Origin of the sequence: Spirosoma radiotolerans (genome assembly GCF_000974425.1) — a bacterium.
Lineage (GTDB): Bacteria > Bacteroidota > Bacteroidia > Cytophagales > Spirosomataceae > Spirosoma > Spirosoma radiotolerans.
Genome location: NZ_CP010429.1, coordinates 2,511,701 through 2,537,933, shown reverse-complemented (window position 1 = coordinate 2,537,933; position 26,233 = coordinate 2,511,701). Strand labels below are relative to the sequence as shown.

Below are 26,233 nucleotides of genomic sequence, written 5' to 3'. Positions count from 1 at the left end.
GCCTGCCCACAACGGCCCGGAGCATGCAACATGGGGATCAATATCCTTTATTGCATTTTCCGGGCCGTTGTGTGTAGGCCGTTTCATCTTAATTACTCAAGAAGGCGAAGGTTTTTCCCTGATAGCGCGGTAAAGACAAGCTGTTTCGAATCAGGACAAACGATTGGTAGGCGCTCGAAGCCGCAGCTACGTTATCGAGCCAGGCAGGAATATCGCCCCCCGGATCAAGTCGGCAGGTGTAGGTTACCTGCATTCGTTGTTTATTTATAGGCCGAACATTCCAGATGGCCAGCCAGTCGGCGATGCGTACCGTATTGGGTTGAGCAGCCACCAGGTTAGGCACACCAACCCCTTTCACTTCCAGCACTTTGGAGGCTGGGTCCTGCGCAAATGTCAACTGGACACTCATGTCGCGATCACTCACAGGCCAGGGTACGGAGGTGACAACATAATACAATAGCTCGGTTTCGCTTACCCGCCGAATCAAGCGCGCGGATTTCGTTTTATAGATAACGTTCTTGTAATTGGCAATGTCGGATAGCAGCGCTACTAACTGACTCTGTGTACCAGCCATAGTACATTCGACCTTCAACTCGGTCGACCGGCTACCGGGTATATTGCGCGTATAAACCTGTATCTGATCTTTATCTTTTGCCAAACGCCAGCTTTCCTGCGCCTGCGCCCGAACCGCTTTCAGAGGGAAACCGAAGCTACCAATCACCAATGTCAGATAGCATCCTAACCGAAATAACTTCATAAAGCATTTGCGTCTGTTCATCAATAGTACTGACTACCTGTTCACGTTAATTAACGTTGCCGTTCCTGTTTTGTTGGATACGTCAGGCTACTTAAACACCATCGGATGCCCTTCTTTCGGCACCAGAAACTGGTTTTCTGGAATTTTTGCCGCCAGTAATGCTTTCCGTAAATCATCCGCAGGTTCGGCCAGGCCATCATCTCCCTGCTGAAAAGTGCCAAAGTGAATACCTACGGCTTGTGGTGCCCTCAAATCAACAAAAGCCTGCACAGCGCCCGCTGGCGAAACGTGAACGGGAGCCATGAACCACTCGGGTCGGTAGGACCCAATGGGCAGCAGGGCCAGTTTGATGGGGCCGGTCGTTGACCTTTGGGCCTGCTCAGCGATCTTTTTAAAATGAGGACCGTAGCCACTATCCCCGCAAAAGTAAGTGGTCCCGAAACTTGTATGAAGCAGGTAGCCACACCAGAGCGTTTCCTCCCGATCGCCAATACCCCGATTGCTGAAGTGCTGAGCCTGTGTGCAACTGATCAAAAGGTTATCATTCACTCGTAAGGTATCGTTCCAGTCAAGCTCCTGCGCAATACGTCCGTCGACCGAGCGGGGCAAATAGGACACGCCGAGCGGGGTCACGAACAGCGGATTGTGTGCCTTGACCAGTTTTTTGATCGTCGGTAGGTCAAGGTGGTCGTAGTGATTATGGCTCAGTAAGACCACGTCAATGGGAGGCAACTCCTCCAGTCGAAGCCCCGGCGGTCGTTTCCGTTTAATGCCCAACCACGATGTTGGCCCTACCCGTTTTGACCAGACAGGGTCCGTGAGAATGTTTAACCCCGCCGTTTGAATGAGGAACGTGGAGTGATTGACAAACGTCAGTACCAGACTATTCCCCTCGACACGCGTGGCAGGCCGAGCCCCCACAAAGGCATCAGGCTGCTCCGGCCAGGGTCCTTTATCGCGGTGTAGCAACCACTTCAACACACCACCCGATGTGCGTTCGGGCATACCCGGATTGAAAAATTTCTTGCCGTTAAAATGATCCGTGATCGGACCTTTATACCGGGGTGCACAGGCCGATATGGTGAAGAGCAAGCTCGACAGTGCCAGGAATGATAAGGTTGTAGGCATCAGGTACTGAATCATAATTTACGTCGAATAGATCAAAACAGCGATAATTGACCAGACCGGGCAAAGGCGCCTTCATGCTCCAGCAACCATTTCTTACGCCATAGTCCACCAGCGTAGCCCGTCAGCGACCCATCGGAACCAATTATGCGATGGCAGGGTACCACGATCCAGAGTGGATTGCGGCCATTAGCTGCTGCTACGGCCCGAATCGCTTTCTCGTCGCCGATGCGCCGACTCAGAGTCAGATAGGAAAGTGTGGTCCCAAACGGGACCTCCAGCAAGGCCTGCCAAACTGACTGCTGAAAAGCCGTACCAACCGGCTTCATCAGAAAGTCAAACGTGTGTCGCTCCCCGGCGAAATAAGCTTTTAGCTGATTAACAGCCTGTTCGACGGGTGTCGGCAACGGAATATCCAGCGTGGTTTTGTCGGCCGGGACCTCCGTGCAGGAGATAACCGAAACACCCTCTTCATCGCCCGTAACACGAACTAAACCCAGTGGTGATTCAAAAACGGTGGTCATTTAGCAAACGGGAACATTCTACTTGAAACAGCGTATCAATATACAGAAAAAGGCGCCCACAGCCTGGACTATGGATGCCTTTTCACTTGCTGTAGGTTCAATTATCCAACAGCAAATCAATTCCCAACCAGTTTCAGGATCTTTCCGGTGCCTAAATCACAAAGGTAAATCTCTTTTTTCTGGTCTTCACCAAAGGCCGAAATAGCCCCAGCTCGTGACATAAGTTCCTGCGCAGTAGCCGTTTTATTCCCGTTTGGGGTTAGCGCCCATACGCGCCCGCTGGCATAATCGGCAAAAATATACTTCCCGCGAAGCGACGGGTTGGCCGACCCTCTATAGACAACGCCACCCGTAATGGAGACGTCGCCTTTACTGTGGCTATACTGATAGACAGGAGGAATTAACTCGGCCTCATTCACGACATTATCCTTTGCGTTGAAATCGGCATTGGCCTCTTTGACTCGCCAGCCGTAGTTGCCGCCTTTCGTGATGATATCCACCTCTTCAATCTTGTCCTGACCAACATCGCCCGCCCATAAGTGGCCTTCATCATCGAAGCTAACCCGCCATGGATTGCGAAGGCCATAAGCGAATATCTCTTCCCGATAGCCTTTGCTGTTTCCTTTGAAGGGATTGTCAGCCGGAATACCATAATTCCCTTTTTCGGTGCTGTTCACATCGACACGCAGAATCTTGCCGAGCCAGCTGCTTTTGTTCTGTCCGTTGTTCTGTGGGTCGCCCCCGCTGCCGCCGTCGCCAGTAGACACATATAAGTACCCATCGGGCCCAAACAGGGTCTTGCCACCATTATGATTCGCGTAGGGTTGTGCAAATCGAAACAGAATCACCTCGGAAGCCGGGTCAACCTGCGACGCATTGGCCGACGACGCCTTGAAACGGCTTACAATTGTTTCGCGTGGGTTGTCCTTGGTGTAGTTGACGTAGAAAAAGCCATTCTTTTTGAAGTCGGGGTGGAAGGCAAGACCTAATAGCCCCATTTCGCCACCCGATGCGACCTTATTGCGAATGTCCAGATACGTACCGGCTGTGGCTGTATTGGGATCGTTATCAAATACCCGAATTTTACCTTCCTGTTCAATGACAAAGACCCGGTTTGTGCCGTCGTCGGCATGTGTATATTCAACGGGCGACGAGAACGTCAATTTTGGATACGCATTAACAACCTTGGCGGCTAAAGTACCGGCGTTTGTATTGCTACCTGTGGAGTCCGGCGTCATTGAGTTCAATTGACTCGATGACTGGCAGGCGGCCGCCACAATCCAGGCGACACCCGACGTAGCCGTCAGTGAAATCAAAAACGCAATGATAGTTTTACTGAGCATAATAAGTTGATTCATTAGTTTACCTATTTTACACTTGCAAATCAGGTTCCAGGAATGGCCGCCGAACTTTGCGGCCCGCTTTTTGTTTAAAAATCAATGAAACTGTTGTCTTAAAACGGTCTACCGTACGTTTAACACATAGCTAATCAGTGTAGTGATTCCACAAAACGGGGTAAAAATTCTACCGCATCGGACCGCCGACGCATCGGCGGCCCGGTGGTTCAACGCTATAGTACTAATGGCTCATTCTTACGATTCCGATCCAGATAATGATTAATATGACTACCGAAACCAGTTCCTTTCTCGATCATTTACAGACTCAACGAGCGCGTTATCGCTACAAGCTTCCCTCCCGACCCGATGCAGGGCGTTTTATCGACCAGTTGATGCGCTTGCTTTTCCCCGTTACGCAGGAATGCAAATCCATTTCACAGCATGTTGAGGAGACTTACCAGAATCTGAATGAGCAGCTTGTTTGTCTGTTACACCCGCTGGAAAAGAATCTGGCTGAAAGTTCAGTCGTCATTACCGAGCGTTTTTTCGAGCAGTTACCCGGCATTTACGATAACCTGCTATTCGACGCGCACGCCATTGCCGACAATGATCCGGCGGCCGTTGGTATTGAAGAAGTTGTCGCCGTTTATCCGGGGTTTTACACCATTGCGGTCTACCGGATTGCCCATGAGTTGCTGAAACTTAATGTGCCTCTCCTACCCCGCATGCTTACGGAATATGCCCACGGCCAGACGGGAATTGACATTCACCCCGGTGCCCAGATCGGCAAATCATTTTTCATTGATCATGGGACAGGCGTGGTTATTGGCGAAACAACGATCATCGGGGATAACGTCAAGATTTATCAGGGTGTAACGCTGGGTGCCACGCATGTGGCTAAATCGATGGCTCAGAAAAAGCGACATCCGACCATCGAAAACAACGTGGTGATCTACGCCAACGCGACCATTCTGGGTGGGTATACTGTAGTCGGGCACGACTCCGTCATTGGTGGTAACGTTTGGCTTACAAACAGCGTGGAAGCCCACTCGCTGGTATTCCATCAGCACCAAACCGATGTTCGGGTGAAATCGCTCGAAGCGTCGGAACCCATCAATTTTGTTATTTAATTTATCCTGATAGCCAGCCGGTTATCAAGGCACAACTCTTTTTTCCATGAAAGCTGTCTCCATTCTCGATACGATTGGCAATACCCCTCACGTTCGCATAAATCGTTTGTTTCCCGGCTTTGAAGTCTGGTCCAAGCTGGAACGGACAAACCCCGGTGCGAGTATAAAAGATCGGATTGCGCTAGCCATGATCAATGACGCCGAGGCAAAAGGATTACTGACTTCGGATAGCACGATCATTGAGCCAACATCGGGGAATACCGGCATTGGGCTGGCGCTGGTGGCCGCCGTGAAAGGCTACAAAATCATTCTGGTTATGCCCGAGTCTATGAGCATCGAACGGCGTAAAATCATGGCGGCTTACGGGGCAAAGTTTGATTTGACGCCCCGTGAGAAAGGTATGAAAGGAGCCATTGAGCGAGCGCATGAGCTGGTGGCCCAAACACCCGGCTCATGGATGCCCCAACAGTTTGAAAACCAGGCAAATATCGACATTCATATCAATACGACGGCTCAGGAAATCCTGGCTGACTTCCCCGATGGGTTCGATGTGCTGATTACGGGAGTTGGCACGGGCGGACACATAACCGCTGTCGGGCAGGTGCTCAAGCAGAAATTTCCGAATTTGAAAGTTTATGCCGTAGAGCCCGAACTCTCACCCGTCATAAGCGGTGGCTCACCTGGCCCCCATCCTATCCAGGGCATCGGTGCAGGTTTCATTCCTCAAAACTTACATACCGACGTCCTGGACGGTGTGATTCAGGTAAGCAAAGACGAAGCTTATGAAATGGCGCGCCGGTCGGCGCGGGAAGAAGGAACGTTTGTTGGTGTTTCGTCGGGTGCTTCGCTGGCCGCTATTGCCAAGAAATTGCCCGACCTGGCCCCCGGAAGCCGGATTCTAACCTTCTGCTACGACACCGGCGAACGCTACCTCTCCATAGACGGGCTGTATTAAACCAGTACGCCTGGTTATCCTTAATCAGTAGAGCGAGTAAACACACTCTTTATTCGCTCTACTGATTTTCTATTTTCTAACTACTCGACCTTATGTTTAGAAACTCACCTACTTATCGACTCATTAAAGATACTGTTTTCATTGTGGCTGGCGTACTCAGTGCCGGCATGGGCATCAAGGGCTTTCTGCTGTCCAGTCATTTTATTGATGGTGGCGTCACCGGTGTTTCGATGCTGCTCGCGTCGCTTGTTAACGTACCCTTACCGATCTGGCTTCTGGTCATCAATTTACCCTTCATAGGCCTTGGCTATCGGCAGTTTGGCAGGCAGTTTGCGCTGAAAAGTACGCTCGCGATTACCGGGCTGTCCATCAGTCTGGCGGTTATTCCGTATCCGGATGTTACACCTGATTTACTGCTAACGGCCGTTTTTGGGGGTTTCTTCATTGGGGCCGGCATTGGGCTGGCCATGCGCGGGGGAGCTGTTCTGGATGGAACGGAAATCGCAGCGTTGCTTATTAGCCGGAGCAGCCCAATTCTGAAAGTGAGTGATGTAATCCTGATTCTGAACGTACTTATTTTCGGTGCGGCTGCTTTCTTTCTGGGAATAAACCCAGCGCTCTACTCCATGATTACGTACTTCGCAGCCTCCAAAACAGTGGACTTTGTCATTCACGGTATCGAAGAATATACGGCCGTTCTGATCATCTCGAAGCAAAATGCCCTGATCCGGGAACACATCATTGAACAAGGCTGGGGTATAACGATCCTGAAAGGCGAGGGTGGCTACGGGAAACATGGGAGCCATCAGGATCTTGACAGCGTGCTCTATACCGTTGTTACCCGTCTTGAAATCAGCCGATTACGGGGCATGGTAACCGAAGTCGATCCAAAAGCGTTCATCATCCAGCACAGCGTCGATGATGTGTCGGGTGGCAAAGTCAAAAGTTTGCCCATGCACTGATCAACTCCATATAGCTACGGCCTGATTTACGTGCTGGTTTAGTTATGATGGATTTCTCTCCCACAACGCCGGGCAGGTGGTGCTTAGGCCATTCAGTCCTCAGACCTGAGCAGCAAATTGTTCCACCGTCGTTAGGGGTTTGCCCAGATCGGCCCAGGTCCGGGCGGCCTCGAAAACTTCCGGGTAGTTATTGAGTGCCTCTGTAATATGCAGGCCATAGTCGGCTTGCTGAGACATCAAGCGCCCCAGTTGCAGGAGGAAAGGAGAGGTTGTCAGCACAACCAGCTTCTCCTTTTTATAAGCCGCCACAAACCGTTTGGCAGCTTCATGCTGGGTAAGAGCTTCCGGCCCCTGAATGGTGTATTCCTGATTCTGCTCACCTTGCGCCAGCCGGAACGCCTTTGCCACCTGTTTTCCATAATCTCGGGCCGATATATACCAGGGTTTAACGGCCGGCCGACCAACCATCAGTACAAAACGGCCCAGCCGTTGGGTACCATTCAACGAATCCAGAAAGCAGGACGGATAAAAAATACTGTATGGAATTCCTGACTCCTTAATGAGTTGCACCGCTTTCTGCTTTACCTCAAATACCCACCAGTCGAACCCATTCATGCCCTGATACCGAATGATGATTGATGACAGGTAGCCAATCCGGCGAACACCCGCCAACCGGCTTGCCTGAATTAGATTGAGCAAGCCCTGGTCTTCGGTATGAAAATGGTCCTTCTTTTCGTTCTGTCGGATAGATGCGTTCAGATAAACTACCTCTACCCCACTCAATGCGTTGACCAGACTCTCAACGTTGTTCAGATCACCGGCCATAACGGTTGTATCAGAAAAAAACCGTCGTGCCTTCTCGACATCACGGGCGATGATCCGCACCGAAAAACCAGCCCAGATCAGTTCGCGCGTAACGGGTTGACCAAGCATTCCCGTTGCGCCGATCACGGCAATTTGCATGAGATATGGGGGTGGGTAGTGCAGGAGAAAGCTTGCTCTTTACAAAAGGGTCAGCGAATTTTCTTCGCGCTGGCTACCGCAAATCACGGACAAAACGACGCATGGTTTCCCGATAAATTTGTTCAGACTGATCGAGGGATTGTTCGTTCTTCAGGAGCATGGCCAGCATAATTGTCCCGTGTGATACCGACCACCACTGAAAATAAAGTCGTTTGATACTTTCTTCCGCTTTGGGAATAAAGGAGAAAATAATTTCACGGACAATCCGGCTCACAGCCTGCATGGCTTCCGATTGATACACGGGGAGTGTACAATATGCGCCATCCAGATTGTACATCACCTGATAGATCTCAGGTTGATGACGGGCAAACTCCCACTGCACGAGGGAGATTTCGTAAAGTCGCTTTTCAGGATCGCGGTAAAGTTTTAAGATGCGCTCATATTCCTGGGCTAAATGCCGGAATCCTTCATTCCGTATCTCATCTAACAGAACATCCTTGCTATCAAAATATTCGTAGACAATAGGCGCGCTATACTCAATGGCGTCGGCTATTTTTCGAATCGAAACGGCTTGCCAGCCTTCCCGACGGGCAATTGTCTTAGCCGTTTTCAAGATACCGGAACGGGCTTGCTCTCGACTACGTGGCTTGCGTTCGATAGTTTCCATACAATTTCAGGCGATCGATCTTCAGTTAACGGTGTTATATCGACTGAAAACTACGGATTTATACCGAAATAATACAACAACCCTCAAAAAAGTTAAAAACAGAATTAAATAAAATATATAACATATTGATAATCAAAAGATTAATCTAATAATTATTAATTGCCTTTAGGTAACATAATTATATACCAACTATCAATTGGTACTTATTATCGCTTGGCTAAGATCCAAACCGCTTCATCGCCAAACGCAAATGGTTCACCATCAATTGTACCGTAACAATCGAGAATTGTAAGGCCTGCGTCAACAAACAAGCCGCGAAGTTCGGCCAGGGTATACACGAAATGCTGTGCCATACGGGTCTGTGTCTGGCCAGCCCGCACGTAGGTCAGGTGTGCATCAATTCGGCTTTCCATCGGAATGTATTCATTCTCCACCAGAAATAGAATTGGCTCCTCGCCATCCTCACCAACAGGTTGCCAATTGCGGGTCTGGTAATCGGGCAGAACCGATTCGGCGAGCATTTCAGTATGCGCCAGAAAACGCCCCCCTGGCTTCAACAGTTGGGCAATGCGTGTCAGAAAAGCGCGCATGTCGGGTCTGGGAAAAAAACTGAAACTATTCCCCAGGCAGTAAGCCCCGTCAAAAGAGCCTGGCGCCCCGAGGTCGGCTTCCGGCATCGCCAGGAAATCAGCAGCTATGGGAACCAAAGGCAGCTTTTCGGCATTGACGGCGGCTTCCAGTTCGGCAATGTATTCTTCCGAAATATCGACTCCCGTCACACGAGCGCCCATGCGGGCCAGCGGCAGCGCATGCCGACCATAACCGCAGAAAACATCCAGCAATCGGTCATCGGGGCCAAAATCGAGTGTTTCCACGAGCAATTCCAGGTCAAGGTGCGTTTGCTCTTCGGTTTGGGCAGCCTTCCACGCAGCCTGCGGCAATCCATGAAAAAAAGTATGATACCAGGCCATTTTATAACGGATTAGGACTTTGACTTGGAGCTAAAGCCCTACAAGAAATGATACGTAATGACAGGACTTCCTAATAAAAATCACTAACCACAGAGGCACAAAGAACACAGAGCCGTAATTGGTTCGTAATTTCCATTTTACAACTCTGTGCACTTTATGCCTCTGTGGTTGACTATTTTCGCTTGATTAATATTAGTTGAGAGAGTTTAACGTTTGCTGAACGGCTTGAAAATTAGGTACGTCACCAGCACTTTCGAGCACTTCGGCGTATTGGATAATACCCTCCTGATCAACCACAAAGGCCGAACGTTTACTGACACCTTTCAGATTCATGACAAAGGTTTCATAATAGGTATCATACGCCTGCGAAACCTCTTTATTGAAGTCAGACAATAAATCGAACGGCAGGTTTTGTTCTTCCTTAAACTTAGCCAGTGTAAACGGCGAATCGACTGAAATACCCAATACCTCGGCGTTCAGAGCTGAGTAGATGCTGATATTATCCCGCATTTCGCAAAGCTCAGCTGTACAGACGCTCGTAAAAGCCATTGGGAAGAAAAGAATAATGACATTCTTTCCTTTAAACGTTGACAGGGTAACTTCCTTTTTATCAGCGCTATAGAGCGAAAACTCGGGAGCTTTTTGGCCAGGTGTAAGCATACTTATTTTTGATTTTAACTTAATGCATGTTGATTTGAAACAGAATCTTTCCAGTTTCCTGAAATTGGAGTTTATGTTGACGACAAAATTCAGGAAAAGCGATGGTAAAACTAGCCAATTTGTCATAAATCAGGTTATATATGAACACTGCAAGCACCAAGAGCCATCATCTTTGTCTCATTAACCCGTTGGTCGATTCTCAATAAACGAGTATAAACAACAACCTTGAGGCTATAAATCAAGTGCAGTTACCATCCTAAATTAACTTCACCTATTTTTTTAGTAAATGCAAAACTATTGGGGTATTGACCTGGGCGGCACCAAAATCGAGGGGGTTATTTTATCCGCTCCCTCGCCCGACGCTGTCATTATTCGTAAACGCATCGACACCGAAGCGCATAAAGGCTATGACCATATCATGAGTCAGATTAGTCGGCTTATCGACATGCTGAAAGCCGAAACCAGCCTTCAACCCGACCGAATCGGGTTTGGTACACCGGGCTCCTTCGATCCAGCGCGTCAGGCCATGAAAAACTGCAACACAACGGTGCTGAATGGTAAACCGATGAAGCAGGATTTGGCCCGGCTTCTGGGCGTACCTGTTTCCGTTGCCAACGATGCCAATTGCTTTGCCCTGGCCGAGTCCACCATGGGAATCGTGCCTGATGTTGTCCCCGATTTCCAGACCGTCTTCGGCGTTATCATGGGGACCGGCGTTGGCGGAGGGGTCGTTATACGGGGACGCGATGGGGTGCCGTTCGTGCTGAATGGCTTGCAGGGCATCGGTGGCGAATGGGGTCATAATATTCTGGAAGAAAACGGCTACCCCTGTTATTGTGGCAAAGCCGGTTGCAATGAGCAGGTCATTTCAGGCCCGGCGCTCCAACGTTATTATAAACAACTGAGCGGAGAGGAACGAACCATGCAGGAGATCATGGACCGGTATCAGGAGGGAAACGACCTGATGGCGAGCCAAACCGTAAACCGAATGCTCGAGTACTTTGGGCGGGCCGTTTCCGTTATTATCAATATTCTGGATCCGGATGCTATTGTTCTGGGTGGCGGGGTCGGTAATGTGGATTTGCTGTATACGGAAGGCGTTGAACGGGCCAAGAAATATGTCTTCAACAGCCGGGAGATCAACACCAAATTCCTAAAACCCAAACTGGGGGACAGTGCAGGCGTTTTCGGGGCTGCGTTGTTATAAATCATATTTTAACCTTCTAGAACCGAATTCAGATCGTGTTTTTTTGTCATTCTGATGCAGGAAGAATCTTAAGGTTTCCTGGTGTAAGCGGAGATAGTTTAAGATTCTTCCTGCGTTAGAATGACAAAAAGTTTACGTAAATGGTAAAACAGCTCCGTAAGTAACGCTAGTTGCGGGGGTGCTAAACCGAAAAACACATAATTATTTGAAATATAGGCAAGGGTAACTAGCTTTGCTCCCAATCCGCCCTCCCACCAGGGGGCGGATTACTTGTTCTAAATCAAACTATAAAGCCTATAGACTTTATAATATTGTTTTTGTTTCTAAAACAAGCCATCCAATGACAGTGATCATCAGCAACAGACGCGTCAAGGTTCGTTCCTTTTCAATAAATACGCATCCTTTAGCCGTAGTCAAGCCGACTTACTGGTACCTGGGCAAAGCATTAGAACGGTCGACTACGAATTCCCGATTTTTAAGTGATGAAACCGACGATATGCCGCTCAATCCTTATTCGAGAGCATTCTTTCTACTTTGGTTAATTGCATCACTGATCGCTGTTGGTGTACATTACACACAACATTAACTACTGCCGGCCTATATGTAGGGCCTTATGCTGGTGAGCAGCCATTGATCTGACTGCTTTGCTGGTCGCGTATTCTTCATCAATTTCTAATGCGTATAAAATCTCTTGACCTGCTACGGCAGGAAGCCGACGAAAGCGGTAAGTCAACCCTGAAGCGTTCGCTCGGTGCGTTTAATCTGGTGGCCCTGGGTATCGGGGTTATTATTGGAGCAGGTTTGTTTTCACTCACGGGCATTGCAGCCGCCAATCATGCTGGCCCGGCGGTTACTCTTTCGTTTGTCGTAGCAGCCATTGGCTGCGCGTTCAGTGCCTTGTGTTATGCTGAGTTTGCGGCTATGGTTCCCGTGGCCGGGAGTGCCTACACCTATGCCTACGCTACTTTGGGTGAGTTGTTTGCCTGGATCATCGGCTGGGACCTGGTGCTCGAATATTCTGTGGGAGCGGCTACAGTCGCCATTAGCTGGTCTCAATACCTGACGCGCTTTCTGGCCAAATACGACATCCACTTGCCGCCACAGTTGGTGCAGTCGCCGTTCGAAACGCTGACGATGCCCGATGGTTCTGTCGTCAGCGGGTTCATTAACCTGCCGGCGGTTCTGGTTGTGGTGGCCGTTTCGGTGATTATTATCCGGGGTACGCAGGGCTCGGCCGTGTTCAACGCCATTGTTGTGAGTCTGAAAGTGCTGGTTGTTCTGGTGTTCATCGCACTGGGTTGGCAGTACATCGACCCGGCCAATTATTCACCCTATATTCCGCCCAATACGGGTGTGTTTGGCGAGTTTGGCATTAGTGGCGTTTTGCGGGGTGCCGGGGTCGTTTTCTTTGTATTCATTGGCTTCGATATTGTGGCCACAATGGCGCAGGAAACCAAGAATCCACAACGCAACATGCCCATTGGCATTCTGGGTTCGCTGATTGTCTGCACTATCCTGTTCGTTCTGTTCGCGTATGTCATGACGGGTCTGGCGAATTATACCGAGTTCAAGGACAGTGCGGCTCCGGTGGCCATCGCCATTGAAAAAACACCTTATGGCTGGCTTAGTCAGGCCATTATATTGGCCATTTTGATCGGTTATACGTCTGTTATTTTAGTGGATTTGCTTGGGCAGTCGAGGGTGTTTTTTTCCATGAGCCGAGATGGACTGCTACCCCGCGCCTTCTCTGATATTCACCCCCGCTTTCAAACGCCCTGGCGATCCAATATCCTGCTCTGCGTTTTCATCAGCCTTTTTGCGGGCCTTGTGCCCATACGGGTGGTCGGCGAAATGACGAGCATTGGCACGTTACTGGCGTTCATCATGGTTTGTCTGGGTGTGCTGATTCTGCGCAAACAGCAGCCCGATGCGCCCCGCGCCTTCCGAACGCCCTGGGTACCGGTAGTACCGATTCTGGGCATTCTGACCTGCGCCCTCATGATGCTGTCACTCCCGGCCGACACCTGGATCCGGCTGGTAGTCTGGCTGGCCATTGGCCTGGTCATTTATTTTGCTTACGGCAAAAAACGGAGTAAACTGCACACGCCGGCTGCCTAACTCACTTTAGTGCTTACCAATGGCCAACAGACTGCCGGATAAATGGATTAAACGGGTTTGTCTAGTCAAAAGATGGCAGATTCGGTTAATTTCGCAGTTGAGCGTTGGGTTGGCTGACGCTGCCATCAACGAACACTGATTTTGCGTACGATGAATCGATTTATGCTTTTACCGGTAACTGTCCTGACAGTCATTACAGCATCGGCCCAGTCGACAACCGGTTTACCCGCCATCCCGGCCGAAGCCCAGAAAGTCGCCCGCAGCGTGCGCCCTGAGGCCATTGAAGCCCACATGCGCTACCTCGCCGACGACAAACTCGAAGGGCGAAAACCCGGCACAAAAGGGTTTGAACTGGCCGCCCAATATGTTGAAAAGCAATTTAAACAATTAGGCTTTCTCCCGGCAGGTCAAAAAGGCACCTACCGTCAGGCTGTACCGCTCCGCCGGGCGCAGGTGCGCGAAGAAGCCAGTTCCATGGTGTTCATTCAGGATGGCAAAGAGCAGCCCTTAACCTACGGCAAAAACTTTATTCTTACCCCTAATTTTGGGCAAGCCATTAGTGACGTGTCGGCACCGGTCGTATTTGTTGGCTTCGGGGTATCAGCGCCCGAACTGGGCTATGATGACTACAAGGGCATTGATGTGAGCGGGAAAATTGTCGCTTGTTTCAACGGTGCCCCCGCCACTTTTCCATCTAATCAGCGGGCTTATACCGGGTCAACTAAGGCTGAAGTCGCGGCTTCGCGTGGCGCCGTTGGCCTGATCACGTTCAGCCTGCCTACCGATGTGCGGGCCCGAATTGAGTCGAATTCCCCCCGAAACCGGCAACCAATTTATCGCTGGACGGATACCAAGGGACAGGCACAGCGTACGTTTCCGCAACTAAAGGTAATTGCGTCTCTGGGCGACTCCACCGCCCGATCTATCTTTACCGGAGCTAGTAAAGCGTTTGAGGAAGCCCGAAAAGCGGCCAACCAAAGCCAACCGCAGGCATTTCCATTGACCATCTCCGTTCGTGCGCATACCCACACTGATCTGAGCGACGGGCTAGTGGGCGAAAATCTGGTGGGTCTGTTACCCGGCTCCGACCCCAAGCTGAAAGACGAATACGTTGTCTATGTCTCTCACCTCGATCACCTGGGCATTACCAAGCCTGTGAAGGGCGCGTCCACGCCGGGCGTGGACGCGCCCGGCGACTCTATCAATAATGGCGCCCACGACAATGCATCGGGTGTAGCGATCAATTTGGAAACGGCCCGGCTGTTTTCCAGCCTGCCCAAAGCCCCACGCCGGTCTATTCTGTTCGTAGCCGTCACGGGTGAAGAAATGGGCCTGCTTGGCTCCGACTATTTTGCCAGTAACCCGACCGTACCCAAAGACAAAATTGTGGCCAACCTGTGCCTGGATATGCCCTTTTTCTTTCATCCCCTTCTCGACATCGTCCCCTATGGGTCCGAGCATTCGAGTATGAAAGGGGCCGTCGATGCAGCCGCACAGTTTGTGGGTGTAACGATTGCCAAAGACCCGATTCCCGAGCAGGCCGTCTTTATGCGCTCCGACCACTTTAGTTTTGTCCGGCAGGGAATCCCCGCGATTTACATTAAAAGTGGCTCAACCACCGGCGACGACCGCGACGGCACCAAACTCAACCTCGACTGGCGGGCCACGGTATACCACACCCCCAAGGACGATATGAATCAACCGTTCGATTGGACAGCGGCTGCCCGGCATGTGCAATTGCAATTCCTGATTGGCTACCTCACGGCTCAGAACACCGACCGACCCGTCTGGAATCAGAATGACTTTTTTGGCACCAAGTTCAGTGCGTCAACGGCGACCAAACTCAAATAAGGAGTTGGCTGACACAACGAGTTCATCGCCTGTTCTACTACGCGGCATTGGCCGGTATGATTTCATTGCGCTCATTATTAACATCACCATTGGCGCGGGCATTCTGGGGCTACCGACCAAATTGTACGCCCTGGCAGGAACCTGGAGCTTGCTGGCTTATGGAGTGAGCGCGGGTATTGTCACGCTGATTATTCTTTGTTTTGCCGAAGTGAGCAGCCGTTTTAGCGGAACTGGTGGCCCGTATCTATACACGCGTATCGCTTTCGGGCCACTGGTGGGCTTTGAAGTTGGCTGGTTGTTCTGGCTATCGCGCATCGCAGCCTTTGCCTCCATCTGTAATTTGTTTGTCAGTTACGCAGCTCTTTTTCGCCCCCAGCTTGCCACTGGCTGGGAACGTACCGGCCTCATGGCGGCACTTGTTACCAGCCTGGCCATACTGAATTACATTGGTGTACAACGGTCGGCTCGGGTAAATACACTGTTTACCATTACCAAACTACTGGCCGTAGCGCTATTTGCCGCTGTGGGGCTGTTTTTCGTCAAGTCAACTGCCTTCGCATGGCCACCGTTTCCGAGCTATGCATCTTTCTCGCAAACCGTTTTGCTGCTTATTTTCACCTTTTCCGGTTTTGACGTCGCAACGATACCCTCGGGCGAGGTTCAGCAACCGCAACGAACGGTTCCGCTTTCGTTGCTGGTAGCGATTGGCACAGTGGCCGTGTTGTTCATGGCCGTTCAGATTGTTTGCATTGGTACGCTACCCAACCTGGGCAGTTCCGAGCGTCCGCTGGCCGATGCGGCCCGGCAATTTATTGGCCCGGCGGGTGGGTGGTTCATTACTATTGTAGCCCTCCTGACAGCTCTTGGAACCCTGCATGCGCTCATGTTAACGGGGCCACGATTGCTGTTCGCTATGGCCGAACAGGGTCAGTTACCCAACTGGCTGGCCGCGACGCATCCCCGCTTCCGAACGCCATATAGTGCCATTTTAATTACAGCCATCCTGCAACTGCTGCTCGCCGTAACGGGCACGTTTCTCTACGCGCTCACTCTCAGCACTCTTATCCGGATTGCGTATTTCGCCTTGACCTGTGCCGCCTTGCCTGTATTTCGTCGGCGTGCCAATGTGCCGCCAGCGCAATTCCGGGTAGCAGGGGGCTGGCTGATTTCCGCACTGGCCGTGGTACTTTGTTTATGGCTGCTAAGCAATAGTTCGGGACGGGAAGCGCGGGATGTAGCGATAGCCATGGCCGCAGGTTTGGTTATTTTTGGCCTGATGAACCGTCGCCAAAGACGCGATAATTAAGTTATCTTTTTGAGAAAAGCTGTTTTGTTCCTTTCATGCTTCAGCAACCTATTCAGCCGGTATCTATTCGAACTCCCCAGCGCGTGTGTGAGCTATCCTGGTTTTCCGACCTTTGTGGGGAAGATACTGAGTTTTTGAGCCTTCGCGATCCGGCCCGCAGCACCTTTGCCCATTGCCGTAACATCGCCTTGAAAGCCGATCAACTGGGATTCAGCAACTTACTCCTCCCGACATCGTATATGCCGGGTCAGGAGGTAGTTCCCTTTGCGGGGGGCGTGGCTCCTGATCTACAGCAAATCAGCTTGCTTACGGCCATCCGTTGTGGTGAAATGCACCCGCCCATGCTGGCCCGCACGCTGGCCTCCCTCGATCACATGCTACAGGGACGGCTGACAATCAACATCATCAATTCTGACCTGCCCGGCTACCGGGAAGATGCCGACTTTCGCTACCAGCGTTGCGCCGAAACGATTCAAATTCTGCGCCAGGCCTGGACCCAGGACCGGATTGAACACGATGGCCCCGTTTATGGAAAAATCAGCCTGGATACGAGTCCAATTAAGCCCTACCAGCAAAATGGCGGCCCATTGCTGTATTTCGGTGGGACATCGCCCGGTGCCAGAGACGTCTGCGCCCGCTATTGTGACGTGTTCTTGATGTGGCCGGAGAACGAAGAAATGCTCTACGCCAACATGCAGGACGTAGCCGAACGAGCCGCCCAATATGGCCGCACCATTGACTTTGGGTTACGGATACACGTCATCGTGCGCGAAACAGAGGCCGAAGCCCGCGCCTGGTCGAAGCACATCATGTCGAAGTTCGATCCGGTGCGCGGGGCTGCGCTGAAAAATGCGTCCCAAAGCTCCTGGTCACTGGGCGTAAAGCGTCAAAACGAACTGCGCGAAGGAGCGGACTCCGACGGGTTTGTCGAACCCCTGTTGTGGACCGATATCGGGAAAGCTCGTTCTGGAGCGGGTGGTGCCTTAGTGGGCAGTGCTGATCAGATCGTTGAAAAAATAAACCGCTACATGGACATGGGCATGCGGGCCTTTATTTTCTCCGGCTACCCGCTTCTGGAGGAATCCGAGTATTTTGCCCGACTGGTACTCCCCCGCTTACCCAACGTGTCGATGCCCGTGGTTCAGAGACGTATCTAAAAGTTACAAAAGAAATATCGCTTCGGGGTGTCAGAAGCTGACTAGTAACAGCTATAAAACTTTATTGACTGATCTGATTTTAGAATATGCTTTTTCTGAAAGCCAAAATCAGATCAATCAATAAAATAAATCCCGGTTCTTTTTTGCGCCATTTAACTATATTTATCGTTATTTACCTAAAAAACACGTTCCGATATGAAAAAGGTAATCCTGCTCGCATTTTTTGGGTTGCTGGCGCTACACGCGTGGCCGCAGGTTGTTATTGCACCAATGAATAGTGTGGTGGATGTCAAAGCATTAAACCGGAGTTATCCCATGGCCGTTAGTGAGAGCGAACGAGCCACAGTGCGCGACTTAACCTTCCAGAAACTAATTAGTGATTACTGGCTCGACTTCAGACGTTTTCTTAAAAAGAATAACTTCCGCCCGGATAGCTCGTTCCTTTTAAGCACAGAACTGTATGTCCGGGCCGACGGATTCGCGGATCGGCTACATTACCAATATACGATCGCCAACGTCCGGCCATCGCTTAAGACAGAGCAAACCCTACTAGCCCTGCTATCAACCTACCTGACGAAGCATCCATTACCCGTTACATCCTCGCTCGTCTGGACAACGTTCCGCATCGGTAGCCAATTGAGCATTATGGGCCCTTCTGCCCGGAAAACACCGAAAGGACCCGGCGTTATCGGCGACCTTGCCTCCGCAGCTCAAACCACACGCCCCGATACAGTGAAAAAGATTCTTTTCGCTAACCTGGAACTCGAACAGGTTCCGCCAATCATTTACCGTTTCGTCAATGTAGAAGAAATTAGTCTGGGCTCCAACTACCTGACTTCGTTGCCCGCCCAACTAACGGCGCTTCCCAGATTGACCAGGCTTGACCTGATGTCAAACCGTCTACGTGAGGATAGCGTTTTCTTTACACGCAATACAGTCGTGAAGGCGATTAATTTGCAGAAGAACAATCTAACCCAAATCCCAGCGTCTATCCAGGAAAATCGTCGTCTCGAAAGCCTTTGGCTGGGCAACAATGACCTAAAAGAACTTAACATCAGAGCCATAAGCCGATTGCGTCGGCTCAACGACTTGAACCTTTATAATGTGGGATTGACGCAACTGCCCAAAACCATCGGACGACTCAAGCATGTCAAAGTGCTGGATCTGTACTACAACAACCTGACCACACTACCTGGCCAGATCGGTCGGATGAAGCGGCTGGAGCAATTGGCCATTGCCCACAATAAAGTGCGCGACTTACCTGCTTCCCTGGGAAAACTACGCCGGTTGACCGTCTTGTTCGCCCATCATAACCGAATTAGCCAGCTTCCCGACAAACTACAGCGATTGCGTACGCTACACGTTCTCGACCTAGGCTATAACTCGATTTCGGTAGCTCCTCCCGTCTTGAAATCGTTTTCTACGCTGGAAGAACTGGCATTAAATAACAATGAATTACGCGAGTTTCCGAGTATGCTCACAAGCTTAAAAAGCTTGAAGAAAGTTTATTTAAGCAGCAATCCCCTCTTTGGTCGGGAGGCTATGGACAGCCCATACGCACCCCAGATTAAAGCGCTGGAAGCCAATAACACTCAGGTTTTGTACTAATCCTAGTAAAACCCTAGAGAGAATTTTTATAATCAATTTCAAAAAGTCCGAAAAAACGGTTCATAAACGGAGAAAAATACAATATTTTGGTGTTACTTCAGCATCCTTCAGTCTGTTGTATGCAAGCCATTACCTCTCCTGTTTCGACCAAACCAAACCGTGTTACACTCTGGGCAAACCTGATTTCCGTCTATATACTTTGGGGATCGACCTACCTGTTCATTCATTTTATGACCGAACAGATGCCTCCTTTATACATGGTTTCTGTTCGGTATTTGATTGCAGGCGTCATTCTCTACAGCTATGCCCGCGTCAGCGGTACGCCTAACCCAACCCTGGCCGAATGGAAATCGTCGGGCATTATCGGGATCTTGTTGCTGGCCGTTGCCAATGGGTGCCTGTCCTTGGGCATTCAATACATTCCCAGTGGCATGGCTGCGTTGATGGGAGGTTTGTTGCCAGTTTACCTTCTTTCGCTCAACTGGATTTCATTTGGCAAAAAACGGCCCAGTAACCTGGCACTCGCGGGGCTAGCCATCGGCCTACTTGGTATTTATCTGCTGGTAAAACCCGACAAACTTCAGGGTACGGGTGGAGTCGATGCCAAGTTGATTGGCGTCGGACTGGTGGCGGCTGGTAACTTCGCCTGGGCCATTGGTACGCTGCTGACTCCCCGCCTTTCCCTCCCATCGGGCACAATTTCGAGTGGTATTCAGATGATTATCGGGGGATTGGTTCTTATGCCAATTAGTTTAGCCCTAGAACCTGTTAGCCTGTTCAGCATTTTCGATGCCCCTGGCAAGGCCATTGGCTCCATGATTTACCTGGTTATTTTTGGCAGCATCATTGGTTTTTCATCCTACTCCTGGCTAGCCCGCAATGCCACTCCGCAACTCTTGTCTACCTACGCTTTCGTCAATCCAGTTGTGGCTATGCTGTTAGGAACAACCTTTGCCGGAGAAGTTTTTTCAAGCCAGTCTTTTGTTGGCGCTGTTGTTGCGCTGGTTGGCGTCGTGCTCATTACATTAGGGCGGAAATGAATAATTTTGAATGATAGAATGACTGGATAGAGGGCGAGAGAGCACAGTTTTCATTCAGTCATTCTATCATTCGCTCATTCAAAATTATCTAAACTGGCGGGGGGCTTACACTCGTCCAGCCACCATCGACAACCAGGCTCTGGCCGGTGATGTGTCGGGATGCGGGCGAAACCAGGAATAAAGCCGCATTAGCAATGTCGTCAACGGTCGCTGGGCGTCCCATTGGGGTAATACGCGACCAGATGGGTATATAGGTCGGATCATCCAGTGTCCGTTCGGTTAGGGTAGCACCCGGCGCAATCGCGTTTACGGTGATGCCAAGAGGTGAAAAATCGATCACCAACTGCTTAGCCAGCATCTCCAGCCCGGCTTTGGTCATGCTGTAGACCGGCAATCCGGGATGCGCCTGATGCCCCACCACCGACGACATAAACAACATGCTCCCCCCCTTCCCCTGTCTGCGCATCTGAAGCGAAGCCGCCTGAGCCAGAAAAAAGCTGCCCCGTAAATTCAGGTTTACGATTTTCTCAAACGAGTCGGGCGTGGTCGTGAAAATATCGCCAAAAATGGTGATTCCTGCATTTGCAATGGCAATGTCCAATGAGCCGAACAGACGAACGGCCGTATCAACCATTGTCTGAATGAACGACACGTCCGATGCGTCGCCGGGAAGAGCGTGACAGACACCACCCGCCTGCCGAATGTCGTCGGCGGCTTTTTGCGCCAGTCCTTCATCATAGTCATTAAGCAACACATTGGCACCCTGTAGGGCTAACGCTCTGGCAATAGCAAAGCCAATACCGACTCCGGCACCCGTAATGAGTACGGTCTGGTTTTCAAATGTCGTTGGCATCGTCAGTGGCTATCCCGCTTTACTTCGCTGCCGGAACCGCCCCGCAGAAAATCAAAATCGGCTCCTTCATGCGCCTGGGTTACGTGCCGAATGTAAAGATTTACGTAGCCCCGACTATAGCCTAGATCGAGCGGTTTGAAATGAACGAGCCGACCGGCCAGTTCCTGATCCGATACGTGTAAATGCAGGCTCCGATTCTCAACGTCGAGCGTAATCAGGTCGCCGTTTTGCACCAGTGCCAGGTTGCCCCCCACGGCCGATTCAGGCGACACATGCAGCACAACCGTTCCGAAGCCCGTACCGCTCATACGACCATCCGAAATACGGACCATGTCGTGCACACCCTGCTCCAGAATTTTGGCCGGTAGTTGCATGTTTCCCACTTCGGGCATACCGGGATATCCCTTGGGTCCCACGTTTTTCAGCACCAGCACGCAGGTTGGATCAACATCCAGATCAGGATCGTCGATTCGGGCTTTGTAATCATCGATGTTTTCAAATACGACCGCCCTGCCGGTATGCTGCATCAGGTGGGGCGATGCCGCCGACGGCTTCAAGACGGCTCCATTCGGACAGAGATTTCCCCGCAGGACCGCAACGCCCGACTCCGGCTTAAACGGTTGGCCGACAGACGCAATGACAGCGGGATCATAGCACTGAGCATCGGCACAATTCTCGCCTATCGAGTGGCCATTTACGGTTATTGCGTCGTTGTTCAGCACATCCCGCAGTTCGCGGATAACAGCGGGAAGGCCACCAGCATAAAATAAATCTTCCACAAAATGCTCACCGGACGGTTGCAGGTTAGCCAGCAAAGGGATTTTAGCCGACAGCGTATCGAAATCATCCAGCGATAAATCGACACCCACTCGCCCGGCAATGGCCGTCAGGTGCAATATAAAATTGGTGGACCCACCCAGAGCCGCATTGACCATGATTGCGTTTTCGAACGCCTGCCGGGTCAGGATTTGCGACGGCTTGACCCCCTCCTTCACCAACTCCACCATTCGAACGCCTGTCATGTGCGCCAGTACTTTCCGGCGCGAATCGGCGGCCGGAATCGTCGCATTATCGGGCAGAGACAATCCTAATGACTCCACCATAGCCGCCATGGTGCTGGCTGTGCCCATCACGGCACAGTGCCCCTGACTACGGGCCATACTGGCTTCAGCCGCTATGAATTCGGCCTGGCTCATCTCGCCCATTTTGAACGATTCAGCAAAGCGCCAGAGGTCGCTGGTGCCAATTTTACGGCCCTGAAAGCGACCGGCCAGCATCGGTCCGCCCGACACGACCATCGTTGGAATATCCACACTGCACGCCCCCATCACCAGCGAAGGGGTTGTTTTGTCGCAGCCGCACATGAGAATGACCCCATCGATGGAGTTGCCCCGAATGCTTTCTTCAACATCCATGCTGGCCAGGTTGCGAAAGAGCATGGCGGTCGGCTTAATCTGGCACTCGCCCAGCGACATAACCGGAAATTCCAGTGGGAAACCGCCTGCTTCCCACACACCGCGTTTAATGGCTTCGGCCAGTTCTCGAAAGTGGGCGTTGCAGGGAGTGAGCTCCGACCATGTATTACAAATACCAATCACAGGCTTTCCTTCAAATTCATGATGCGGAAAGCCCTGATTTTTCATCCAGGCACGATAAATAAAGCCGTCTTTTCCGGTGCGGCCAAACCAATCTCGGGAGCGTAAAGGCATTTGAATGGACTGTTAACTATAGGTGGTAAAGTGTGCGACTACTCTTTTTTTACTGTTAAAAACGAACGAGGTCAGCAGATAAATCTATTTTTAACGGGCGAATTTTAATCAGTAAAGCCCGCCAGAAGACGTATACGCTTCCTTGCTGGCTAATGCACTGAAACTCAGTTTGGTTTAGGCAGGAACGCAAAAAGCGCAAGCCGATATATGACAAAAAGCTATATAATTTATTGATTATCAAGGCACTGAACCAGCTATCCTGTCGTTATAAACCAAGTACCATCCTGAATTGAGTTTTGTTGAAACGAGTTGGATTTCCATTTTTGATGGCCTTTATTCGCCCGGCCGTCACGGTTGCTGCCAAATTAATTGCCCCGAGCCTTGGCTCATCGGCGATTCCGAATCTCCACCCCTCAAGAACCGGTGCAGTAACCCAGTCTGATGCGACTGCTTTGTTAGACCGCCGATCGGATGTATCGGCCATTATTCAACCTATTTTGGCGACTGCGCCCGAACTACCGCTGCTTGATGTTGATTTTTGTGGTGAGTGTCTGCCGCTCGACCAAACCGATGTTGTTGACCGCTGGAAACACGTTTTTACGCTTTTCCGTACCCACGCCAGCGACTTGGGTAACCTTCGGCAACGGGCCGAGACATTCTTCCCGATCATTGATCCGATTCTGGAGAAATACGACATTCCCGATGATTTCCGCTATGTTCCACTGGCCGAAAGTGCGTTGCAGCCAAAAGCCGTTTCGCGGGCCGGAGCGGCTGGATACTGGCAATTAATGCCCGGCACAGCCCGTGCGCTGGGGCTCAAAGTGGGAGGCCGGATTGATGAACGATTCAATGTGTTGAAAGCGACCGAAGCGGCCTGCAAGTACCTTCGCACGCTCTACACGCAACTGGGTTCCTGGTCGTTGGTAGCGGCTGCCTATAACGCCGGGCCGGGCTACATGAAAAACCAGCTTAAGCGGGATGACCAGCGCGATTATTACCGCATGAAACTTCCCCGCGAAACTCGCTACTATTTGTACCGGGTGTTGCTCTACAAAGAGGTAATGTCGCGTCCCGACGATTATTCGTCCTTTCTATCGCCAGTTCTTCAAACGGCCTATCGGCCTTTTGGACGCTCGGGTGCATCTATAGGTTAGTTCTATTTTTCGTACTTTCCCGGTTTATGCGTTGTCCACGGACTGTGGACAAGTCCAATAGCTAAATAAGTCTTTGAAAGGATTAACCACAGCGGCACAAAGGCCACGGAGGAATTTTTATCTCCGCGGCCTTTGTGCCGCTGTGGTTAATCCTTTTTTTGTTGACCTGTTACACCAGTCGGATTCCTTTGTCTTCAATGAGAATTTTTCGTTCCCGATACAGTGTACCGATCGCCTTTTTAAACGTCTTTTTGCTCATTTCCAGCGCGGCATAAATTGCCTCGGGGGATGTATTGTCCGTTAAGGGCAGAAATCCATTCTCTGCCTTAAGCATAGCCAGAATCCGACGGGCATTGGGCTCCACGTTTTCGAAACCAGCCCGCTGCAAGCTTACATCCACCCGACCATCGTCGCGAATGTTTTTTATGTAGCCAATCAGGGGATCACCAGGACGGACCGTTCGGAAAATTTCATTCGCGTACACTAACCCCCGGTATCGGTTATTGATAATAACATTGACGCCCAGATCCGTAAGCTCATAGGCCAGTAGTTGCACCTCTTCTCCCACAAACAAATCACTCACGTCAGGGTCCAGAAAGCGGTTTACTTTGCTCGATGCCACCAGCCGATTTGTTGTTTCGTCGAGGTACATAAATACGACGTACCACGTACCTACTTCCATGGGCCAGGCCTGTTCGCGGTGTGGAACCAGCAGATCTTTCTCCAGTCCCCAATCCAGGAAAGCCCCGGCTGAAGTAACCGACACTACCTGCAAGGCGGCAAACTCATTGCGCTGAATGGCAGGCGTTAAGGTCGTGGCAATGGGACGGTCTTCCGAATCAGTGTACACGAACACGTCGATGTCATCGTCAACGGCGAGTGTGTCAGGTACGTATTTATTTGGCAGCAATATATCGTTACTAAAATCCTGCGATTTCCGGTCCGTCAGGTCGCCCAAAAAGAAGCCGACGCTGGTTTGGCGCAGGGCAGTCAGGGTATTTATTCGTCCAATGTCGATCATAATCTGGTAGCGTACCCGGGCCAGGATTATTCAGGCGGGTTGTTACGGCACAAAGGTCGTTTTTTTATACTGACCTTGCGTTCATTTTGACCGACAGATTCTGCGGGACTTATTCTGTTTTTTCGCGTATGGTTGCGGTTCAGCTATTTTTTTTACTTTTAGCCGATCTTCGGTCTCAAAAAAATGAGCCTAAATTCATAATCTCTCGCTCAAAATAAACCCTAATCGCCAAAATCAGTTATTAACGTATAGCCGACAGGGCATGTCCGGTCGGCCTTTCCTCCAGTGTTTGAATGCAGTCTGATACTACTAAGTCTACTGATCGGCCCGTTGTCACCCGGCGGCTCGATAGCTTTTTTCTGAATCTGGCAGACGTGGCCTCGTTTGTAGGTCGTTTCTTTCGGGAAGCGGCCATGCCACCCTACGAATTCAAAGAGATTATCCGGCAATGCTATGAGGTCGGGTTTCGCTCGTTGCTGCTGATCTCAACAACGGGCTTTATTACGGGTATCGTTTTCACGAACCAATCGCGCCCCTCTCTATCCGAATTTGGGGCTACCTCCTGGCTGCCCTCCCTCATTGCCATTGCCATTGTCCGGGCGTTAGGACCGCTCGTAACGGCTCTGATTGCGGCTGGTAAAGTCGGCTCAAGTATTGGCGCCGAACTAGGCTCGATGAACGTAACGGAACAGATCGACGCCATGGAGGTATCGGGCACCGACCCATTTAAATTCCTGGTTGTCAGCCGGGTGCTGGCTACTTCGTTCACGATTCCCCTCCTGACGATGTACACCATTCTCGTCGGGCTACTGGGCGCCTACATAAACGTCAATCAGAACGAACAAACCAGTTTTACGTCGTTCATGCAGGAAGTGTTTGGTGCCATTACCTACCTCGACATTTTTGCCTCCATCACGAAATCGATTGCTTTTGGGTTCACGATCGGAATGGTGGGCTGTTATAAAGGCTATCATTCATCAAAAGGCACCGAGGGCGTTGGCAAAGCGGCCAACTCCGCCGTTGTTACGTCCATGTTTTTAGTATTCATCGAAGAACTCCTGTCTCTACAGATTATAGGCGCTCTGCGGGGAAGTTGACATGAAGAGTGACTACGTAAACAAGCGGATCTGGGGACACCTGGCGCTCGTTTACCATTCG

General features: G+C 50.8%; 23 protein-coding genes. 12 read left to right on the top strand and 11 right to left on the bottom strand.

The features are described from left to right. Nucleotides 1-88: 88 nt before the first annotated feature. From SD10_RS10245 to SD10_RS10230, 4 genes are all read right to left on the bottom strand, one after another. A complete protein-coding gene (locus tag SD10_RS10245) occupies nucleotides 89-757 on the bottom strand; it encodes an SRPBCC family protein (protein WP_046573720.1) in 669 nt (222 codons plus the stop codon). 87 nt (nucleotides 758-844) lie between these two features. Next, on the bottom strand, nucleotides 845-1,900 hold the full coding sequence (locus SD10_RS10240) for an MBL fold metallo-hydrolase (protein ID WP_227699188.1): 1,056 nt from the start codon (nucleotides 1,898-1,900) through the stop codon (nucleotides 845-847). A 17-nt stretch (nucleotides 1,901-1,917) separates the two neighbouring features. Beyond that, entirely contained in the window at nucleotides 1,918-2,406 is a 489-nt protein-coding gene (locus SD10_RS10235) for a methylated-DNA--[protein]-cysteine S-methyltransferase (RefSeq protein WP_046573719.1), read from the bottom strand. 116 nt (nucleotides 2,407-2,522) lie between these two features. Further along, entirely contained in the window at nucleotides 2,523-3,764 is a 1,242-nt protein-coding gene (locus tag SD10_RS10230; RefSeq protein ID WP_046573718.1) for a PQQ-dependent sugar dehydrogenase, read from the bottom strand. 263 nt (nucleotides 3,765-4,027) lie between these two features. On the opposite strand from SD10_RS10230, the gene SD10_RS10225 reads away from it, so the two are divergent. The 3 genes from SD10_RS10225 (at nucleotide 4,028) to SD10_RS10215 (ending at nucleotide 6,790) form a co-directional block, all read left to right on the top strand. Then, the gene (locus SD10_RS10225; RefSeq protein ID WP_046579322.1) at nucleotides 4,028-4,873 is read left to right on the top strand and encodes a serine O-acetyltransferase; all 846 of its coding nucleotides are present in this window, start codon (nucleotides 4,028-4,030) and stop codon (nucleotides 4,871-4,873) included. Nucleotides 4,874-4,919: 46 nt separating this feature from the next. Further along, on the top strand, nucleotides 4,920-5,828 hold the full coding sequence (cysK, locus tag SD10_RS10220) for a cysteine synthase A (RefSeq protein ID WP_046573717.1): 909 nt from the start codon (nucleotides 4,920-4,922) through the stop codon (nucleotides 5,826-5,828). Nucleotides 5,829-5,920: 92 nt separating this feature from the next. Then, nucleotides 5,921-6,790 carry a YitT family protein gene (locus SD10_RS10215; protein ID WP_046573716.1) on the top strand — a complete coding sequence of 290 codons (870 nt, stop codon included), beginning with the start codon at nucleotides 5,921-5,923 and terminating at the stop codon, nucleotides 6,788-6,790. Nucleotides 6,791-6,889: 99 nt separating this feature from the next. On the opposite strand, the gene SD10_RS10210 is transcribed toward SD10_RS10215, so the two are convergent. From SD10_RS10210 to SD10_RS10195, 4 genes are all read right to left on the bottom strand, one after another. Then, on the bottom strand, nucleotides 6,890-7,753 hold the full coding sequence (locus tag SD10_RS10210; RefSeq protein ID WP_046573715.1) for an SDR family oxidoreductase: 864 nt from the start codon (nucleotides 7,751-7,753) through the stop codon (nucleotides 6,890-6,892). Nucleotides 7,754-7,826: 73 nt separating this feature from the next. Further along, the gene (locus SD10_RS10205; RefSeq protein WP_046573714.1) at nucleotides 7,827-8,420 is read right to left on the bottom strand and encodes a TetR/AcrR family transcriptional regulator; all 594 of its coding nucleotides are present in this window, start codon (nucleotides 8,418-8,420) and stop codon (nucleotides 7,827-7,829) included. 206 nt (nucleotides 8,421-8,626) lie between these two features. Next, entirely contained in the window at nucleotides 8,627-9,391 is a 765-nt protein-coding gene (locus SD10_RS10200; protein WP_046573713.1) for an SAM-dependent methyltransferase, read from the bottom strand. 192 nt (nucleotides 9,392-9,583) lie between these two features. Then, nucleotides 9,584-10,051 (bottom strand): redoxin domain-containing protein, encoded by a 468-nt coding sequence (locus SD10_RS10195; protein ID WP_046573712.1) that lies wholly within the window; start codon nucleotides 10,049-10,051, stop codon nucleotides 9,584-9,586. Nucleotides 10,052-10,337: 286 nt separating this feature from the next. Here SD10_RS10195 and SD10_RS10190 point away from each other — a divergent pair, with 286 nt between their 5' ends. From SD10_RS10190 to SD10_RS10160, 7 genes are all read left to right on the top strand, one after another. Beyond that, nucleotides 10,338-11,258, top strand: coding sequence for an ROK family protein (locus SD10_RS10190; RefSeq protein WP_046573711.1), 921 nt, complete (start codon nucleotides 10,338-10,340; stop codon nucleotides 11,256-11,258). Nucleotides 11,259-11,933: 675 nt separating this feature from the next. After that, nucleotides 11,934-13,376 (top strand): amino acid permease, encoded by a 1,443-nt coding sequence (locus tag SD10_RS10185; protein WP_046573710.1) that lies wholly within the window; start codon nucleotides 11,934-11,936, stop codon nucleotides 13,374-13,376. A gap of 150 nt (nucleotides 13,377-13,526) precedes the next feature. Beyond that, nucleotides 13,527-15,227: a M28 family metallopeptidase gene (locus tag SD10_RS10180; RefSeq protein WP_046573709.1), complete on the top strand. Its 1,701-nt coding sequence runs from the start codon at nucleotides 13,527-13,529 to the stop codon at nucleotides 15,225-15,227. Between the two features lie 4 nt (nucleotides 15,228-15,231). Next, entirely contained in the window at nucleotides 15,232-16,533 is a 1,302-nt protein-coding gene (locus SD10_RS10175; protein WP_046573708.1) for an APC family permease, read from the top strand. 35 nt (nucleotides 16,534-16,568) lie between these two features. Continuing rightward, complete coding sequence (locus tag SD10_RS10170; RefSeq protein WP_046573707.1) at nucleotides 16,569-17,690, top strand: LLM class flavin-dependent oxidoreductase; 1,122 nt, start codon at nucleotides 16,569-16,571, stop codon at nucleotides 17,688-17,690. Between the two features lie 195 nt (nucleotides 17,691-17,885). Then, nucleotides 17,886-19,298, top strand: a complete 1,413-nt coding sequence (locus SD10_RS10165) for a leucine-rich repeat domain-containing protein (protein WP_046573706.1) — start codon at nucleotides 17,886-17,888, stop codon at nucleotides 19,296-19,298. Nucleotides 19,299-19,417: 119 nt separating this feature from the next. Beyond that, on the top strand, nucleotides 19,418-20,338 hold the full coding sequence (locus tag SD10_RS10160) for an EamA family transporter (protein WP_046573705.1): 921 nt from the start codon (nucleotides 19,418-19,420) through the stop codon (nucleotides 20,336-20,338). Nucleotides 20,339-20,426: 88 nt separating this feature from the next. On the opposite strand, the gene SD10_RS10155 is transcribed toward SD10_RS10160, so the two are convergent. Next, complete coding sequence (locus SD10_RS10155) at nucleotides 20,427-21,191, bottom strand: SDR family NAD(P)-dependent oxidoreductase (RefSeq protein WP_046573704.1); 765 nt, start codon at nucleotides 21,189-21,191, stop codon at nucleotides 20,427-20,429. A gap of 2 nt (nucleotides 21,192-21,193) precedes the next feature. Continuing rightward, entirely contained in the window at nucleotides 21,194-22,900 is a 1,707-nt protein-coding gene (locus tag SD10_RS10150) for an IlvD/Edd family dehydratase (protein ID WP_046573703.1), read from the bottom strand. A gap of 326 nt (nucleotides 22,901-23,226) precedes the next feature. Between SD10_RS10150 and SD10_RS10145 the strand changes: the two genes are divergently transcribed. Beyond that, nucleotides 23,227-24,054, top strand: a complete 828-nt coding sequence (locus tag SD10_RS10145) for a lytic transglycosylase domain-containing protein (protein WP_046579319.1) — start codon at nucleotides 23,227-23,229, stop codon at nucleotides 24,052-24,054. A 169-nt stretch (nucleotides 24,055-24,223) separates the two neighbouring features. On the opposite strand, the gene SD10_RS10140 is transcribed toward SD10_RS10145, so the two are convergent. Further along, complete coding sequence (locus SD10_RS10140) at nucleotides 24,224-25,075, bottom strand: CvfB family protein (protein ID WP_046573702.1); 852 nt, start codon at nucleotides 25,073-25,075, stop codon at nucleotides 24,224-24,226. 293 nt (nucleotides 25,076-25,368) lie between these two features. On the opposite strand from SD10_RS10140, the gene SD10_RS10135 reads away from it, so the two are divergent. Continuing rightward, nucleotides 25,369-26,172: an MlaE family ABC transporter permease gene (locus SD10_RS10135; RefSeq protein WP_046573701.1), complete on the top strand. Its 804-nt coding sequence runs from the start codon at nucleotides 25,369-25,371 to the stop codon at nucleotides 26,170-26,172. The last annotated feature ends 61 nt before the right edge of the window (nucleotides 26,173-26,233 follow it).